Origin of the sequence: Dyella tabacisoli (assembly GCF_003350925.1) — a bacterium.
Classification (GTDB): domain Bacteria; phylum Pseudomonadota; class Gammaproteobacteria; order Xanthomonadales; family Rhodanobacteraceae; genus Dyella_C; species Dyella_C tabacisoli.
In genome coordinates this window covers 93,174-107,698 of the sequence record NZ_KZ857184.1, presented here as the reverse complement: position 1 = coordinate 107,698, position 14,525 = coordinate 93,174, and the positions used below count along the sequence as shown (strand labels likewise).

Genomic DNA, 14,525 nt, shown 5'->3' with positions numbered 1-14,525 from the left:
CCTTAGTTGGACGCGATACATGTACGCCATGTCGATCCCGTGAGCCCTCTCTCGTCTAATAGGTAGGATCAAGTCAAGCTAGTCACTGCGGCTGGTAGCCTGATCCGATCTATAGAGGGGCTCTCATGACCACTGATGCCAAAGTTGCGACTCAACGGTACTTGATTTCATTTGACGACGGCTCGATGGACCATATCCCTGAGGAAGATATGCCATTGGTCGGCGAGGCAGCACATAAGGTGCTTCGTGAGGCAAAGGCCGCAGGAGTCTGGATCTTCGGCTGCGGTGTAGAGCGCCAACAATCGACCATTGTTGCGACAGACGGGACTATCACAGCCGGGCCTGTGCAGGAGGCAAAGGTAGTTATTGGCGGGTTTTCGATCATTGAGGTTTCTTCACGCGAAGAGGCGCATATTTTGGCTGCCAGGATCGCCGCTGCGTGTCGCTGCACGCAGGAGGTTCGCGAGATCATGTTCGATCCGGAGTCTTAATAGGGGTTTGCCGGGCTGTATGGCCCAACAATTCATTCAAGCCGACACCGCTTCGCGGCACGGCCTAATTCAGGCGTTGAGTGTCCACTTTCGACCCAGAGTGGACGTCAAGCAGAAACTGCCACCCGCTCGAACGCATTTCAGGAGAGCTTATGTTTGACCATGTCGTATTCGGAGTAAGTGACTACGAAGCGAGCAAGACCTTCTTCATCAAGGCGCTCGAACCGCTCGGCATAGCGATCGTCAGTGAGCGACCTGGCGGCGTTGAGCTCAGTTCAGACGGCAAGGTGTCCTTGTGCTTGCTGCAAACTGAAGAAAAACCGGCACATCTTCATCTGGCGTTTGTGGCCAAACATCGCGAGCAAGTCGAGGCTTTCCACCGTGCTGCTCTGAATGCAGGCGGCAAGGACAACGGCCCGCCCGGCCTTCGCCCGAACTACAGCGGCAAATACTACGCGGCTTTCGTCATTGGTCCGGACGGGCACAATATTGAAGTGGTTTGCCACGAACCGGAAAACTGACGCCACAATCTATCGATGGGCGTCCGCTTTCGACCCGAAGCGGACACTTGCGATTGACGTTTGCCATGGAAGCTAAAGGATCGGTATGAGTAAAAGCGCTGATAGTGCTAAGCAACTGGCTCAGTGGATTGTTGGATACATGGCGGTTGGCCCTATGGCTGTGGCAGCCGATCTCGCTTGGCATTTCTTTCCTGGCACTCCAGCCATTCAACTCATGCGTAATAGTGGTTCGTATGTACATGCAGCATGGATTGGATGCGGCCTCCTTGCGGTCATCACAATTATTCTCCTGCGTATTCGACCTGTGCAAGGCTACGTTTCTTTAGTGGTGTTAACCGCCAGCTATGCGCCTGTGTCTTTCGCAGTGTGGCATCAGTCCATCCTCTTACATTACTGGGCATCGTTGGCCACAATCGCTCTCGCGACCTACAGCGTATTCGTCAATCAAAGGTCGGTATCGCTAGAGGGAGGCTAAGAGATACCGCGAAAGGTCCGTATCGCCCCGAAGCTGACATGCCAGAAGCTAGAATGGGCCAAGCCATATAAACGGGGAGCACATAGATGGATCGGCGATTGATTTTCTTGCTGTGTCTGACCTTGCTTTCAATAGCCGGCTTAGCGTCGGCCGCATCTGCGCCTCCAGCCGGACATATCACCGGTGTCGGCGGAATCTTTTTTAAGGCGAAAGACCCCAAGGCACTCGCCGCGTGGTATCGCGATGTCCTTGGCATGCCGGTAGAGGCCTGGGGGGGCGCGGCTCTGCGCTACGACGCACCAAAGCATCCTGCCGCGCTGGCATGGAATGCGTTTCCTGCGTCGACGAAGTACTTCGCACCATCAACGAGTGGATTGATGATCGACTACGCAGTGGACGATATGGATGCGTTGCTCGCGCGGTTGCGATCCAAGGGTGTCACGGTTCTTAAGCGTGACGACAGCGATCCGAACGGCCGCTTTGCCTGGATTTTGGATCCCGAGGGAAACAAGGTCGAGCTTTGGGAACCCAAGCACTAGTTTGCGGATGCGAAGTGCGCCTGGCGTCATAACCGGGTTTCTTACGACCATCACGTCGAAGCCACTGGAACGCCTGGTCGCTCGGGGGCCGGGGCAGCGGTGGTAAGTGTGCTTTCGAGCTAAGCAGTGGTCATGGAGCTTGTCTATGAAGAAAGGTTATTGGTTTCGCTCCAGGCTGTTTCGGGTCGAGCCTGGCGAAGACGATGGTGTGAATCCGGGCATGTACGGACGGCAACTGGCGTTATGGCTGAAGGAGCAACTGGAGTCGCACGGACAGCCTGTGGTCGATGTTATCTCCGAGGATTTTGGCTGGTGCGTGCGCTGCCAAGTCAGTCCCTTCCTGCTGTGGATCGGCTGTGGGGACGTGACAGAAGTAGAACCATCCAAAGCGATGCCGACCTCAAGCGACCCGGTTTGGCATTGCTTTCCTGCCGCCGAGGCGTCTTTGATCGCGCGTCTCTTCAAGAAACACGACATGCAACCTGCGCTGTCTCGCCTGGATGTGCTGTTGCGGGAGATACTCATGGCGGAGCCTGCGATCCAGCTTATCGAGGCTTCTTGAGGCCGCCACCCAGGGCAGACAGTTCAAAAAGGAGAGGCGTATGCCTGTAAGCAAGGGAGAGCACTTCGCACAGCGGGATATCTACATCGACTATTCATTTGAAGAGGTCATGTTCAGATGTGACCACGTAACGGGAAGCATCTTTCGTCGCTTTTATGGAGAGGGCGAGAGCGCTAAGCCGGTTCCGCATGACAACCACTTATTCAATCACGCGCTCCTTTACGGAGACGAGATAACGTCTGAGCAGTACGAGCAGGGAAAGGAAAGATCGTAGGTCGCCTGCGATACATGACCGACATGCATGTGGGCAACTTGAGCTTCGTGGTCGACATCGGTTGGCCCCATCCCTTGAAGCTCGCACCGGTATACGACATGACACCGGTGCGATGGGTGCCGATCGGCGCGCGCAACGCGACCCCTCCCTCAATGGCCGAGACCGGCACCGGGCGCAGCCGCCGAGCTATGGGAAGCGCTTTGAACGGGAGAACTCGACGCACGTTGAAAATTCGACGACGAGTAGGCCGACCGTCCGCTGTCGAAATGCACACGCCCGTCGGTGGAATGATTATTCGGGCCTGCAAGTGCAAAGCGCCGACCTTCAACGTCCACCCAGTGCCACGTTCCCATGGGGACGGGTGACGTCGATATATAAGCGAACTGCGCGTCGTAATCGCCTTCTTCGCGCGGGGTGGCTCGCAAGGCAAGGTTAATCACGAACTGGCTGCTCACGGGATGTCCGTGGTCATAAGCCGGCTTGGTAATCATTTCGTCCAGATTCTTGGCGAGCAATCGGCTAAACACCGGCGAAAGTTCAATGGCCGGCGAAACACTGGTCACTTTGCCCTCGGGATTCACCTGGACCAGGACCGGCAGGTATCTGGGCGTAAACGGACTCAGGGCACCAGTGGCCGCCATCGCGGCACCCCCGATGGAAGACAACACGCCGACAAGCGCCAATGCATGAAACCGCTTCATAAGATCTCCTTGAAACCACGGTTGACCATTGCCATGAGAGTTGTACCCGATACCGTCCCTTCAACGTTTCAACTCTCCTCTGAAGATACCGGGCGGTCAATTAAAACTATTTTCATGGCCATGATTTTCCAAAGCTTTGAATTCATTACGATTGCGCGCGCATTGCTGTTCTAGACACAGCCAAGACTCGTGAGCCGCACTTCGATTCATCACGAAATCGTAACGACGATCTCGCGGAAAAAAAGCAAATGCGATTGAACACAATCGCAACTGCGCTTCGATCAAAGATACGCGTGGGAGATCGGCGGCAAGCGAGCAAGGGCGGCGGATCATTTGCCTGGGCCGAACGCCGCGACCCATGCGATCACCATGCCAAGGGCACGGGGGTGCCCTAACGCATGACATGAAGATTTAGTGATGCCTATCGCATCTTTTTGCGGTGTGCCTTTCTTGCTCGTACCGGGATTGCCTAAGATCGATACAAGCTGCGAAACGTTCGGATTGCCTACTCAGTTGCCACCGGTGGTTGTGTGTGGTGCTTTTCGGAAAATGCAGGGCAGCATGGCTTTACCCGCACATGCCTATAGGGGGCATCGGAGGCAGGTTCTCGCAGTTCGCAGGTCGAACACTTCAGGTTCCGGCGCAGGGCATCAGGCTCCGTCGTTGCGAGGAGGTGTTTGCCTCGCGTATGCCGAGTCCAGCCGTCGAACTCTCCATGGCATGGCGCCAGGGAGAATCTTGAGGTGCATGTTCATACATCGAGGCTGTACTTGTTCGCGGAGCGTGCGGCGCTTCCAGTGCAGTCGCATCCGCGCTCCCTTGGCCGCCGACGTGCGTAGGCACGTTTCTCTGATTCATACGGCACTACCCACGCGCCACGCCAATTGGCGTGCGTCGACGCATGCCGGTTTGGAGAGGCTGGGTGACGCGGCAACAGATGGGAGGGAAAGCTTCCCAGGATGGGAAGTGGCATACGCGAAGGACACGTATCCATCGAGATGGACAAGACATTAGGAGTACCGAATGCCGCTGATCGAATCGCAGTATGTCCAAGCCCCTTGGTTCGAGGGCTTTCTTTGTCATGCGCCGCTACTGCATGCGCCACCCGCACTCCAGGCCAGCCCGATGGCCTCCCGGCAGATCGCCTGAGCGACTGATCCGGGACACCGCCTCGTCATGACTGTCGTGCGTGGTCACTGATCGCGCGCGTAAGCACACAGGAGCGCGGAACAACCTAGGTAACACGCGTCATTCGCGTCGAATGCCGGCGCGGAGTCCATCGCGACTCCGCGCTTAAGGCGTTTGCGCGCCTGCGATTCGTGTCCTTGTGGCGCTTCCGGCTCCTGTCCCCGCCCCACGAAGGAGAAGGTATGAACAAGATTCACAGCAAAGTCTGGAGCCACGCGCTGAATCAGCTCGTGGTCGTTTCGGAGATCGCCGCGTGCCATCGCGGCGGTGGAAAGGGGCAGGCGGTTCGTCGCCTGTCGCGGCGAAACCTGAGCGCTGCGGTATTCGCTGCGCTGCTGGCGTCCGGCTGGATCGGTTGGGTCTCGCCGGCGCAGGCGCAGTTAGTGAATTGCACGCCATTGCCGTACAACGCCTACAACGGCACGGCCTCTTGCATGGGTTACGGGGCCACGGCCAATGGCGTCGGCGCGACGGCGCTGGGGGCCACTGCGGCGGCCGATACCGGCGGCGCGCTCGCCGTGGGGTATGCGTCTCACAGCGCGTCGTTGAATGCCATTGCCTTAGGTTTTCAAGCGTACGCGACGGGCGTCAACTCCATGTACTTAGGCGCACGCTCCGCCGTCGGCACAGGGGCCAGCGGCGCATCGTCCATCGGGATCGGCACCGACGTGACCGCCAGCGGTGACGGCGCTCTCGCCATTGGCATCCAGTCCACTGCATCGAGCACCAATGCCGTGGCGCTCGGCCATAGTGCCATCTCGTCGGCGATAGGCACGATCGCCATTGGCTACAACTCCAACGCCGCCGGTGTCGGCGGATCTTCCATCGCGATCGGTCAGGGCGCGCAGGCGACGGTGTCGGGTGGCGGTGGCTCACCCGTGGCTATTGGCGTCAATGCCAAGGCCAGCGGCAGCCCCGGTACGGCCATGCCGGGCGGGGCTACTTCCACATTTGAAGCGACTGCCATCGGCAATGGCGCTACGGCAACCGGGCAAGGCGGCGCTGCATTCGGGGTGGCCGCTTCGGCAACGGGTACCTGGGGTACGGCGCTCGGCACGACGGCGACGGCGTCGGGCGCGCAATCCACCGCCGTCGGAACGCTGGCACAGGCCACAGGCAATTACTCCACTTCGTTGGGTGTCGGCGGCACCACAACCGCTGCGGCGGTGCGTGCTTCGGGCGTGGCTTCTATAGCGCTCGGCGGCAACTCCACCGCGGGCGCCAATGCTGCCGGCGACAACGCCATCGCACTCGGCGGACAGTCGACCGCTGCGCAAACCAATGCCATCGCCATCGGTTTGCTATCGAACGCCGCTGCGGCGAACGCCTCGGCGATTGGCAACGCATCGAAAGCGCTGGCAGCCTCCACCGTTGCCTTTGGCGACAGCAACACCGTCGCGGCCGGCGCCGGTGCCGGCTCCATCGCCGGCGGCCACAACTCGCAGGTTATCGGTGGCACCGGTGCGGTGGCGCTGGGCGAGGGCCAGATCGCCAATGGCAACGGCGCAGTGGCCATAGGTGATCCGAATTCCGCCACCGGTAATGGTGCGGTAGCGACGGGCGCCAACGACACCGCCAATGGCGATGGCGCAGTGGCGATCGGCAATAACAACAATGCACAAGGCATCGGCGCGGTGGCGCTGGGCAACGGTAGCGGCGCATTGGCCGCCGGTGCGGTGGCTTTCGGCAACGCCGCCGCCGCCAACAACGCAAACGACGTGGCGCTGGGCTCCGGCTCCACCACCGCAGTGGCGGTGCCGACCGCTAGTTACCGCATCGCCGGTACGACCTATAACTTCGCCGGCACCACGCCGACCAGCACCGTGAGCGTGGGCGCATTGAACACCGAGCGCACCATCACCCACGTGGCGGCTGGCCGCATCAGCGGCAGTAGTACGGATGCGATCAACGGTTCGCAGCTCTACGCGGTGACGCAGTCCGTGGAGTCTCTTGCGGCCGGCACGCCGCTGCACTACTACAGCGTGAACGACGCCGGTTCGCAGCAGGCGAACTATCTCAACAACGGCGCAACCGGCAATAACTCCGCGGCGGTCGGCGTCGCGGCGAGCGCTTCGGGAAACCGGTCCATCGCCATGGGCTTCCAGTCCCAGGCGAGCGACACGCAAGCCCTCGCCATTGGCGACGGAGCGAAAGCCTCGGGCCCGCAGAACACCGCGCTTGGCGCGGGCGCAGTGAGTTCCGGCGCGAGTGGTTCGACTGCGCTTGGCGTCAATAGCACCGCCAGCGGAGTCAACAGTGTGGCGGCAGGCGTGTTCTCGAACGCGAGCGGCGCCACTTCAGCGGCCTTCGGCCCCGGTGCGGTCGCCGCGGCTGACCGCACCACCGCCTTCGGACCCTCGGCGCAGGCCCGCGCCGTATCCACCGTGGCCTTCGGCGACACCGCGGTGGTAGCCGCCACAGCAGGTCCGGGCTCCATCGCGGGTGGTCATAACTCGCAAGTGACGGCAGGTTCTGGCGCGGTGGCGCTGGGCGAAGGGCAGGTCGTCAACGGTAATGGCGCCGTGGCCATTGGCGATCCCAATACGGCTACCGGCAACGGTGCCGTGGCGATGGGTGCCAACAACACCGCCAACGGCAATGGCGCGGTGGCGCTTGGAAATAGCAACAACGCGCAAGGCGTGGGTTCGGTCTCGCTGGGCAACGCCAGCAGCGCGCTGGGCGCCGGCTCGGTAGCCTTCGGTAACGCGGCTGCCGCCAATAACGCGAACGACATCGCCTTGGGTTCCGGCTCTAGCACGGCCGTGGCGGTGGGCACGGCGAACACAGCCATCAACGGCACCACTTACGCCTTTGCCGGTACCACGCCGACCAGCACGGTGAGCGTGGGTGCGTTGAATGCGGAGCGCACCATCACCAACGTCGCGGCGGGCCGCATCAGCGGCGCCAGCACGGATGCGATCAACGGCTCGCAGTTGTTCGCGACCAATCAGGCGGTGACCTCGGTGGGCACGACGGTGACCAACCTTGGCAACACCATCGCCAGCAGCATCGGCGGCACGACGACCTATAACCCGGTCACTGGTGCGCTGACTACCAATGTGAGTTACGGCGGCAATACGTATAGCTCGCTGCAACAGGTGTTCAACCAGATCGGTGGCGTGGTGAACGGCGCGGGCATCAAGTACTTCCACGCCAACTCCACGCTGGCCGACTCCAATGCGGCTGGCACCGATAGCGTGGCGATCGGGCCGGTGTCCACCGCCAGTACCGTGAACGCGGTGTCGATCGGCAATGGCGCCACCGCCGGCGCGAATGCCGGCGACGTAGCGCTGGGTTCCGGCGCCAGCACGGCGGCAGTCGTGGGCACGGCGAACACCGCCATCAATGGCACCACCTACGCCTTTGCCGGTACCACGCCGACCAGCACAGTGAGCGTGGGTGCGTTGAATGCGGAGCGCACCATCACCAACGTCGCCGCGGGCCGCATCAGCGGCGCCAGCACGGATGCGATCAACGGCTCGCAGTTGTTCGCGACCAACCTGGCGGTGACCTCGGTGGGCACGACGGTGACCAACCTTGGCAATACCATCGCCAGCAGCATCGGCGGCACGACGACCTACAACCCGGTCACCGGTGCGCTGACTACCAATGTGAGTTATGGCGGCAATACGTATAGCTCGCTGCAACAGGTGTTCAACCAGATCGGTGGCGTGGTGAACGGCGGGGGCATCAAGTATTTCCATGCCAACTCCGCGTTGGCCGATTCCAATGCGGCTGGCACGAACAGTGTGGCGATCGGGCCGGTATCCACCGCTAGCGCGGTGAACGCGGTATCGATCGGCAACGGCGCTACCGCCAGTGCGAACGCAGGCGACGTAGCGCTGGGTTCCGGTGCCAGCACGGCGGCGGTCGTGGGCACCGCGAACACCACGATCAATGGCACCACCTACGCCTTTGCCGGTACCACGCCGACGAGCACGGTGAGCGTGGGCGCATTGAATGCGGAGCGCACCATCACCAACGTCGCCGCGGGTCGCATCAGTGGCGCCAGTACGGATGCGGTCAACGGCTCGCAGTTGTTCGCCACCAATCAGGCACTGGGAAATCTGAGCAGTACCGTGACCGCCAGCGCGACGCACTACTACAGCGTGAACGACAACGGCGCGCACGGTGGCAACTACACCAACAACGGCGCCACCGGTCTCGATGCGCTAGCGGCCGGCGTGGGGGCCGCGGCGACGGCGGACAGTGCGACGGCGCTGGGTCAGAACACGAGCGTCTCGGTATTGGGTGGCGTGGCGCTGGGGTCGGACGCGGTGTCCGATCGCGCGATCGCACCGAGCTCCGGTTCGATCCTGGTCGGCACCAACGTCGTGCCGTACAACACCACTGATCGCAGCTTGCTCGGCGCTATCTCGGTAGGCAACGCCACCAGCTTCCGCCAGATCACCAATGTGGCGGACGGCACGCAGGATCAGGACGCCGTGACCCTGCGCCAGTTGAAAGGCGCGATGAGCTCGTTCTCGGTCACGCCGATCAAATACTTCCACGCCAATTCCAGCGCGTCCGATTCGCTGGCGGCCGGTGCGGAATCGGTGGCAGTCGGTCCCAAGACCACCGTGAATGGCAACAACGGCATTGGCATCGGCAGCGGCGCCATCGTGCAACAGACGGCACCGGGCGGTACGGCCATTGGTCAGAACGCGACGGTGAATCTGGCCGATGGCGTGGCGATGGGCACCAACGCTACCGCCAACGGCATCCAGGCGATGGCATTGGGCGCGGGCGCGCAGGCGGCCTATGCCGGCAGTGTGGCGCTGGGCGCGGGTTCGGTGACCGCGGCACCGATCGCCACCACGAGTGTCACGCTCAACGGCACCAGTTACAGCTTCGCCGGTACCGCGCCAGGCTCGACCGTGAGCGTCGGTGCGGCAGGCGCCGAGCGCACTCTCACCAACGTGGCGGCGGGGCGGATCAGCGGCAGCAGCACGGATGCGATCAACGGTTCGCAGCTCTTCGCCAACAATCAGGCGCTGGAGCAATTGGGCACGCAGATTTCAAGCCTGTCCAAGACCGTCAACAATCTGCCTAGCGGTGGGACCGCTGTTACCACCTACCAGACCAGTGTCGACAACAACGCCCCAGCCTCATCCACGGGCAGCAACTCCACCGCCGCCGGTGCAGGCTCTACGGCATCGGGCGCCAACAGCACCGCCGTCGGCGCTGGCGCCACTGCCAGTGGCGACAACAGCGTGGCCATCGGTACGGGCTCGGTGGCATCTACTAACAACACGGTATCGGTGGGTTCGGCAGGCCATGAGCGCACCGTCAGTAACGTGGCGGCGGGCGTGAACAGCAACGATGCGGTGAATGTGGGGCAGCTAAGCAATGCCGTCGCGCAGGCCAAGGACTGGTCAAAAAACTACACCGACCAGCGCTTCCAAAGTATCGATCGCGATCTCAACCGCATCGGCAACCGCGCCAATGCCGGTATCGCTTCGGCGATGGCGATGGCGAGTCTGCCGCAGGCCTATCAGCCCAACCAGAGTTCGGCGGGCGTGGCTTTGGGCAGCTTCCATGGCGAAAACGGTATCGCTGTCGGCGTGTCGACCATCAGCGAAAGCGGTCGCTATGTATTCAAGCTCAACGCCACCACCAATACGCGCGGTGACACCGGCGCGGGCGTCGGTGCGGGCGTGGTGTGGTGATCGCGGGCATGTCCATCCCTATTCAAGGAGTCCAATTCATGCGTACTCATTTCAAAGGCATCATCGCGGCCTCGATCTCGCTCGTCCTGGCCGCCTGCGGCAATGTCAGTCACGACGTAACAAAGGATGGCCACAGCGCAGGCGAGTTGGTATGGCCGGCACCAGACAGCGTCACGCCGATGCACAAAGGCGGCACCTTCCCCAGCCTGGTCAATCTTCGGCAGGTAAGGGCGGCGCTCAATAAGCAGCAACTCTCCGACTTGATCGGCTATCCGCACTTCAGCGAAGGCGTGTGGGGTGTGCATGAGTGGAACTATGTATTCAACTTTCGCAAGCCCGGCACCGATGAAGTGACAGTGTGCGAGTACAAAGTGTTGTTCGATGACGCAGGGCTCGCACGCAGCTTCTACTGGAAACCAGAGTCCTGCGCAGCGCTGTTGGATGAGGCAAAGCCCGTAACACCGCCAGCCGAGGTGTCAACGGCCGTGCCGCGCGTGCTGTCCGCCGACGCGCTGTTTGCCTTCGACAAGGCCGAGCTTAGTCTGGCCGGCCGTACCGCGCTGGATGCCCTGGCCGTCGAATTGCGCGGCCACGGTGAAAAGCTGCGCGCCGTAAACATTGCCGGTTACACCGATCGCCTGGGCAGTGACGCTTACAACCATGACCTGTCGCTTCGTCGCGCTCACGCGGTCAAAGCCTATTTGGAAGAGCAGGGTGTTCCCGGCGAACGCATTAGCGCCGAAGGTTTCGGTGCCGGCGATCCCGTGAAGAATTGCCCGGACAGCGCCCGCGCCCAACTCATCGCCTGCCTCGCTCCGAATCGACGTGTGGAGGTGCGGATCGATAGCGCGAAATAAGGGTTTTCGTTCACTGCACAGAGATCGGCGCCACGGATGGCGCCGATCTCAACACGCGAAGTTGAGATCCAAGAATCGCGCAGACCAGTGGATGCACTTAAAAGATTACAGAGGTCGGGACGGCCGGCATCACGATAAACCTCGGAACGCCGATACCGAACATCGGGGTGAACTGGCGTTGGAAGTGAAAGGGTGAGAACGCGGCGACGGCGGCGAGTGTTTCGACGCTAAGGTCCTCGCTCAAGTGAACGTCGATATAAGTAATGACGCGCTGCAAACGGGCGTGATAGCGCTGATAGGCAAAAGCGTTATTCATGCGAGACAGGATAACGGCGGCGCTCCGGGTTTCGCTTGACTGTTCGTGCTGAAACGAGCCTGGCTGTTCGTGCGCCGGAGATGACGGATCCCCTTGCCGTTTACGTTCCCCCGATCATGATCGGTTTGGCAGGCGTTGCAGGTCGCCAGACTGCAACGCTACTTCTTATGAGCGCCCCCTGTTTGCACTATGCTGCACGCACCGCAGTGCAAGGCTGCGGCGCAAAACCCGTGCCCTGCCGTTGTAATGCGGGACATGTCCGGCTTATCGCCGCTTCATGTTTGGGAGAATGTTATGCAATTCCGCAAGTTTGTGTACTGTTCCGCTGGCGCACTGCTCGCCACGCTCACTGGCACCGCGCTCGCTGCAGAAGGCGTCGCAACTGCTCCAATCGCTGTCGCGAAAAACCTTAGCGATCAGAAGTTCGACGCTATCCCTGGCACCCCCGCGTGCATGACCGGCACTGGGCTCGCTGGCGACCCGAGCAAGGGTCCCGCGCTGTTCGAGTTGAAGTTCAAGACTGGCTGCACCGTGCCCTGGCACTGGCATACACCCGACGAGCACGTGATGCTGGTCAGTGGTATCGGCCGTATGGAAATGAAGGACACCAAGCCGGTGACGCTGCACGCGGGTGGTTACGCCATGCTGCCATCGCAGCACGCGCATCAATTCACTTGTCTGTCCGCATGCGTGATGTTCCTGCGCTCGGACGGCGTCTTCGATACGCACTACATTAATGCCGATGGCAAGGAAATTACGCCGGAGGAAGCGTTTGCGAAGAAGAAATAACCATCCCGATGGATATAGACGATACGCCTTGATATTGGCAAGTCGAAGTGCCAGTTGGCCACGTTCTTCAGAAATGTCACGGATGGCAACTGAGGTTTAGCTCGAATCGTGACTGATATTGAGTGGGCGTGCGCAGTGCATTACTTCTGCACTCTGAGTTCACTGTCGGGTGGCACACAACCATGATACGTTTTGGAGCGCCGCCATATCGCGGCATATCTACCCAATGGAGTGCACTCATGGAACAGTTGAACGGTGTTTTGCACGAAGAGAGGGTGAACGGAATGAATCCCTTCGGAATTCAGATCGAAGGTCCGCTGCAGAATCAGATGCCGATAGAGAAACGCGCGCCTAAATTTAACCAGCCGGGAGATCTCGCTCATGCGAGTCGCGGTTTTGGCTGCGACCAAGACTAATCCGTCCTGATTTCCGTATCTTGAGTATTTTTCGCAAACGATGCGAAGCCGCCTCTTTATCGGGAGGCGGCTTTTTTATGGGCAGAGGTCGATCATGCTAAAGGCCGATATTGCTTTATCTGATCTATCGCTTAATGCGGAATGGATAGACGGCTCAATCACATGGGGAAAGAGTCGAATCACTCCTTATCCGCACTCTATGCTCGAAATGCTGCTGGTGCGTACCGAGGGCCAATGGTTCGTGATCGTAAGAGAGCGCCATGCCTCGGTGCCGCTCGGCAGCATTGCCGCAAGCAGAGATGTTGATGCTGATGAGTTCAAGCGACTTTACCAAGAGTCTCTTTTGTGGCCGCTCGATTATGTGATGATCGAAGTCGCTCGCGCGGGATCTCGAATAAGGGTGCGAGCGGGGGTGTTCGGCTCCGTACCGGTGTATTGCCGCGCCCGCAACGATCAAGTCACCGTGTCCTGGGATTTCGGAGACTTCACGACAAGCCCCTTGGCGATCGATACTGAAATCGCCAGCCATCAACTGGCGCTCCATACGTTCTATTCCGCGCGGCAACTATGTGTCGGCGTCACTCTGCTGACGGAACGTGCCTCGTTCTCTGTAGAGCCGGGCAAGGCGAATTACCAATATCCCGCACCCGTGCAGCAGACTGTCTCATCGCCGCTGCCGAAGGGACGCGATGCCTTGGCGATGTTCAGCGAGCTTTTGCACCGCGTCGTATCGGCTCGACCGATCGCGGCGGATCGCGTCTCGCTAGAGCTGAGTGGAGGCAAGGATTCGGCCACCGTGGCGTGCGCGATGACGGCTATCCACGGACGAATGTCGAGCAAGGGAATTTTATTGGACGGCGATGTCCGCCGACCTCAGATTCAGCGACGTCAATCGATCACCAGCCGGCTTGGCTTGTTCGACCATACCGTGGAGATGGCAGCGTTTCCGCCAAGTCTCGATTTGCAGCGGCGCCCTGGTCAGTCACGGGGGTTGAATCGGGAGTACTACCTGGAAGCGTGCAGCGCTTTATGGGACTCGGTTCGAGCCGAAGGGCGCGACCTGCTTTTCACAGGCATCGGTGGAGACGAATTGTTTCCCGCCTATGTCGACGAAACACAGATAAAGAACGGCAAAGAATCGGGGAGCCAAGAACAAGAAGAAGCCTCGCGTTATGCGATGCAGTTGCTGACACCGCGCGCATTGAGCGCGGCACACACGCTACGCAGCTTCGATGCCCCCGACAGTCCCGTGACAGCGACAGCGCTGCTTGCGCATGCGTGCCGTGGGCCTGATCTGCTGCGTCATGGCCTGTGGCCCGTGAATCCGTTGAGCGATCCCAACCTTATCGCCTTTTGCCATCAACTCCCGCGCGAGTATCGGCAAGGCCGGGAAGTCATGCGGCAGTATTTGCACGCGCGTCTGGGCAGCGAGGTGTTCCCTCGCGGCTATACGAAAGAAACGTTCGCGCAGGTACTTCCCGAACAGATTTCCAGGCATGCCCAAACCATTGCCTTGCAGTTGCGCGACTGTGCCCTGGCCGACCTTGGTCTGGTAGATCAGCGGGCCGCCCTGACATTGTTGGATACGGTGGCCGTTACGCGGGGGCAGGTGCCGACGGCGGCATTGGCCTCATTTCTCTGGCTTGAGCGATGCGTACGTCAGGTGAGCTGATATGCCTGACGCGTGTATATATCGTTGCCCGTGGTGACACTGGCCAACCCACCGT

Annotated in this window: 14 protein-coding genes; 12 read left to right on the top strand and 2 right to left on the bottom strand. The window is 60.6% G+C overall.

Translation table 11 applies throughout. The features are described 5' to 3' along the window. Nucleotides 1–125: 125 nt before the first annotated feature. The 6 genes from DVJ77_RS19400 (at nucleotide 126) to DVJ77_RS21720 (ending at nucleotide 2,862) form a co-directional block, all read left to right on the top strand. Complete coding sequence (locus DVJ77_RS19400) at nucleotides 126–491, top strand: YciI family protein (protein ID WP_114847186.1); 366 nt, start codon at nucleotides 126–128, stop codon at nucleotides 489–491. Between the two features lie 152 nt (nucleotides 492–643). Further along, complete coding sequence (locus DVJ77_RS19395; RefSeq protein WP_114847185.1) at nucleotides 644–1,012, top strand: VOC family protein; 369 nt, start codon at nucleotides 644–646, stop codon at nucleotides 1,010–1,012. Between the two features lie 85 nt (nucleotides 1,013–1,097). Beyond that, nucleotides 1,098–1,487 (top strand): hypothetical protein, encoded by a 390-nt coding sequence (locus DVJ77_RS19390; protein ID WP_114847184.1) that lies wholly within the window; start codon nucleotides 1,098–1,100, stop codon nucleotides 1,485–1,487. Nucleotides 1,488–1,573: 86 nt separating this feature from the next. Beyond that, nucleotides 1,574–2,026, top strand: coding sequence for a VOC family protein (locus tag DVJ77_RS19385; protein ID WP_114847183.1), 453 nt, complete (start codon nucleotides 1,574–1,576; stop codon nucleotides 2,024–2,026). Between the two features lie 145 nt (nucleotides 2,027–2,171). Further along, nucleotides 2,172–2,588, top strand: a complete 417-nt coding sequence (locus tag DVJ77_RS19380; RefSeq protein WP_114847182.1) for a hypothetical protein — start codon at nucleotides 2,172–2,174, stop codon at nucleotides 2,586–2,588. Then, nucleotides 2,527–2,862, top strand: a complete 336-nt coding sequence (locus DVJ77_RS21720) for a hypothetical protein (RefSeq protein ID WP_425480389.1) — start codon at nucleotides 2,527–2,529, stop codon at nucleotides 2,860–2,862. The genes DVJ77_RS19380 and DVJ77_RS21720 overlap by 62 nt, the downstream gene beginning before the upstream one ends. A gap of 149 nt (nucleotides 2,863–3,011) precedes the next feature. Here the strand turns inward: DVJ77_RS21720 and DVJ77_RS19370 are convergent, their stop codons facing one another. After that, on the bottom strand, nucleotides 3,012–3,563 hold the full coding sequence (locus DVJ77_RS19370) for a hypothetical protein (protein ID WP_114847180.1): 552 nt from the start codon (nucleotides 3,561–3,563) through the stop codon (nucleotides 3,012–3,014). A gap of 1,023 nt (nucleotides 3,564–4,586) precedes the next feature. Here DVJ77_RS19370 and DVJ77_RS21620 point away from each other — a divergent pair. From DVJ77_RS21620 to DVJ77_RS19355, 3 genes are all read left to right on the top strand, one after another. Further along, the gene (locus tag DVJ77_RS21620; protein WP_263853834.1) at nucleotides 4,587–4,712 is read left to right on the top strand and encodes a hypothetical protein; all 126 of its coding nucleotides are present in this window, start codon (nucleotides 4,587–4,589) and stop codon (nucleotides 4,710–4,712) included. A 221-nt stretch (nucleotides 4,713–4,933) separates the two neighbouring features. After that, nucleotides 4,934–10,420, top strand: coding sequence for an ESPR-type extended signal peptide-containing protein (locus DVJ77_RS19360; protein WP_114847178.1), 5,487 nt, complete (start codon nucleotides 4,934–4,936; stop codon nucleotides 10,418–10,420). Between the two features lie 38 nt (nucleotides 10,421–10,458). Beyond that, nucleotides 10,459–11,277: an OmpA family protein gene (locus tag DVJ77_RS19355; protein WP_162791593.1), complete on the top strand. Its 819-nt coding sequence runs from the start codon at nucleotides 10,459–10,461 to the stop codon at nucleotides 11,275–11,277. 97 nt (nucleotides 11,278–11,374) lie between these two features. On the opposite strand, the gene DVJ77_RS19350 is transcribed toward DVJ77_RS19355, so the two are convergent. Then, nucleotides 11,375–11,593, bottom strand: coding sequence for an AraC family transcriptional regulator (locus DVJ77_RS19350; RefSeq protein WP_114847176.1), 219 nt, complete (start codon nucleotides 11,591–11,593; stop codon nucleotides 11,375–11,377). Nucleotides 11,594–11,887: 294 nt separating this feature from the next. On the opposite strand from DVJ77_RS19350, the gene DVJ77_RS19345 reads away from it, so the two are divergent. The 3 genes from DVJ77_RS19345 to DVJ77_RS19340 all read left to right on the top strand — a co-directional run bounded on the left by DVJ77_RS19345 (nucleotide 11,888) and on the right by DVJ77_RS19340 (nucleotide 14,470). Continuing rightward, a complete protein-coding gene (locus tag DVJ77_RS19345) occupies nucleotides 11,888–12,382 on the top strand; it encodes a cupin domain-containing protein (RefSeq protein ID WP_162791592.1) in 495 nt (164 codons plus the stop codon). A gap of 239 nt (nucleotides 12,383–12,621) precedes the next feature. Further along, nucleotides 12,622–12,798 carry a hypothetical protein gene (locus tag DVJ77_RS21235; RefSeq protein ID WP_162791591.1) on the top strand — a complete coding sequence of 59 codons (177 nt, stop codon included), beginning with the start codon at nucleotides 12,622–12,624 and terminating at the stop codon, nucleotides 12,796–12,798. Between the two features lie 94 nt (nucleotides 12,799–12,892). After that, the gene (locus DVJ77_RS19340) at nucleotides 12,893–14,470 is read left to right on the top strand and encodes a hypothetical protein (protein WP_114847174.1); all 1,578 of its coding nucleotides are present in this window, start codon (nucleotides 12,893–12,895) and stop codon (nucleotides 14,468–14,470) included. Nucleotides 14,471–14,525 lie beyond the last annotated feature (55 nt).

Excerpts from the sequence above, each read along its gene's own strand:
- DVJ77_RS19400 (WP_114847186.1), top strand. The coding sequence starts at position 126 with ATGACCACTGATGCCAAAGTTGCGACTCAACGGTACTTGATTTCATTT.
- DVJ77_RS19395 (WP_114847185.1), top strand. The coding sequence starts at position 644 with ATGTTTGACCATGTCGTATTCGGAGTAAGTGACTACGAAGCGAGCAAG.
- DVJ77_RS19390 (WP_114847184.1), top strand. The coding sequence starts at position 1,098 with ATGAGTAAAAGCGCTGATAGTGCTAAGCAACTGGCTCAGTGGATTGTT.
- DVJ77_RS19385 (WP_114847183.1), top strand. The coding sequence starts at position 1,574 with ATGGATCGGCGATTGATTTTCTTGCTGTGTCTGACCTTGCTTTCAATA.
- DVJ77_RS19380 (WP_114847182.1), top strand. The coding sequence starts at position 2,172 with ATGAAGAAAGGTTATTGGTTTCGCTCCAGGCTGTTTCGGGTCGAGCCT.
- DVJ77_RS21720 (WP_425480389.1), top strand. The coding sequence starts at position 2,527 with ATGTGCTGTTGCGGGAGATACTCATGGCGGAGCCTGCGATCCAGCTTA.
- DVJ77_RS19370 (WP_114847180.1), bottom strand. The coding sequence starts at position 3,563 with ATGAAGCGGTTTCATGCATTGGCGCTTGTCGGCGTGTTGTCTTCCATC.
- DVJ77_RS21620 (WP_263853834.1), top strand. The coding sequence starts at position 4,587 with ATGCCGCTGATCGAATCGCAGTATGTCCAAGCCCCTTGGTTCGAGGGC.
- DVJ77_RS19360 (WP_114847178.1), top strand. The coding sequence starts at position 4,934 with ATGAACAAGATTCACAGCAAAGTCTGGAGCCACGCGCTGAATCAGCTC.
- DVJ77_RS19355 (WP_162791593.1), top strand. The coding sequence starts at position 10,459 with ATGCGTACTCATTTCAAAGGCATCATCGCGGCCTCGATCTCGCTCGTC.
- DVJ77_RS19350 (WP_114847176.1), bottom strand. The coding sequence starts at position 11,593 with ATGAATAACGCTTTTGCCTATCAGCGCTATCACGCCCGTTTGCAGCGC.
- DVJ77_RS19345 (WP_162791592.1), top strand. The coding sequence starts at position 11,888 with ATGCAATTCCGCAAGTTTGTGTACTGTTCCGCTGGCGCACTGCTCGCC.
- DVJ77_RS21235 (WP_162791591.1), top strand. The coding sequence starts at position 12,622 with ATGGAACAGTTGAACGGTGTTTTGCACGAAGAGAGGGTGAACGGAATG.
- DVJ77_RS19340 (WP_114847174.1), top strand. The coding sequence starts at position 12,893 with ATGCTAAAGGCCGATATTGCTTTATCTGATCTATCGCTTAATGCGGAA.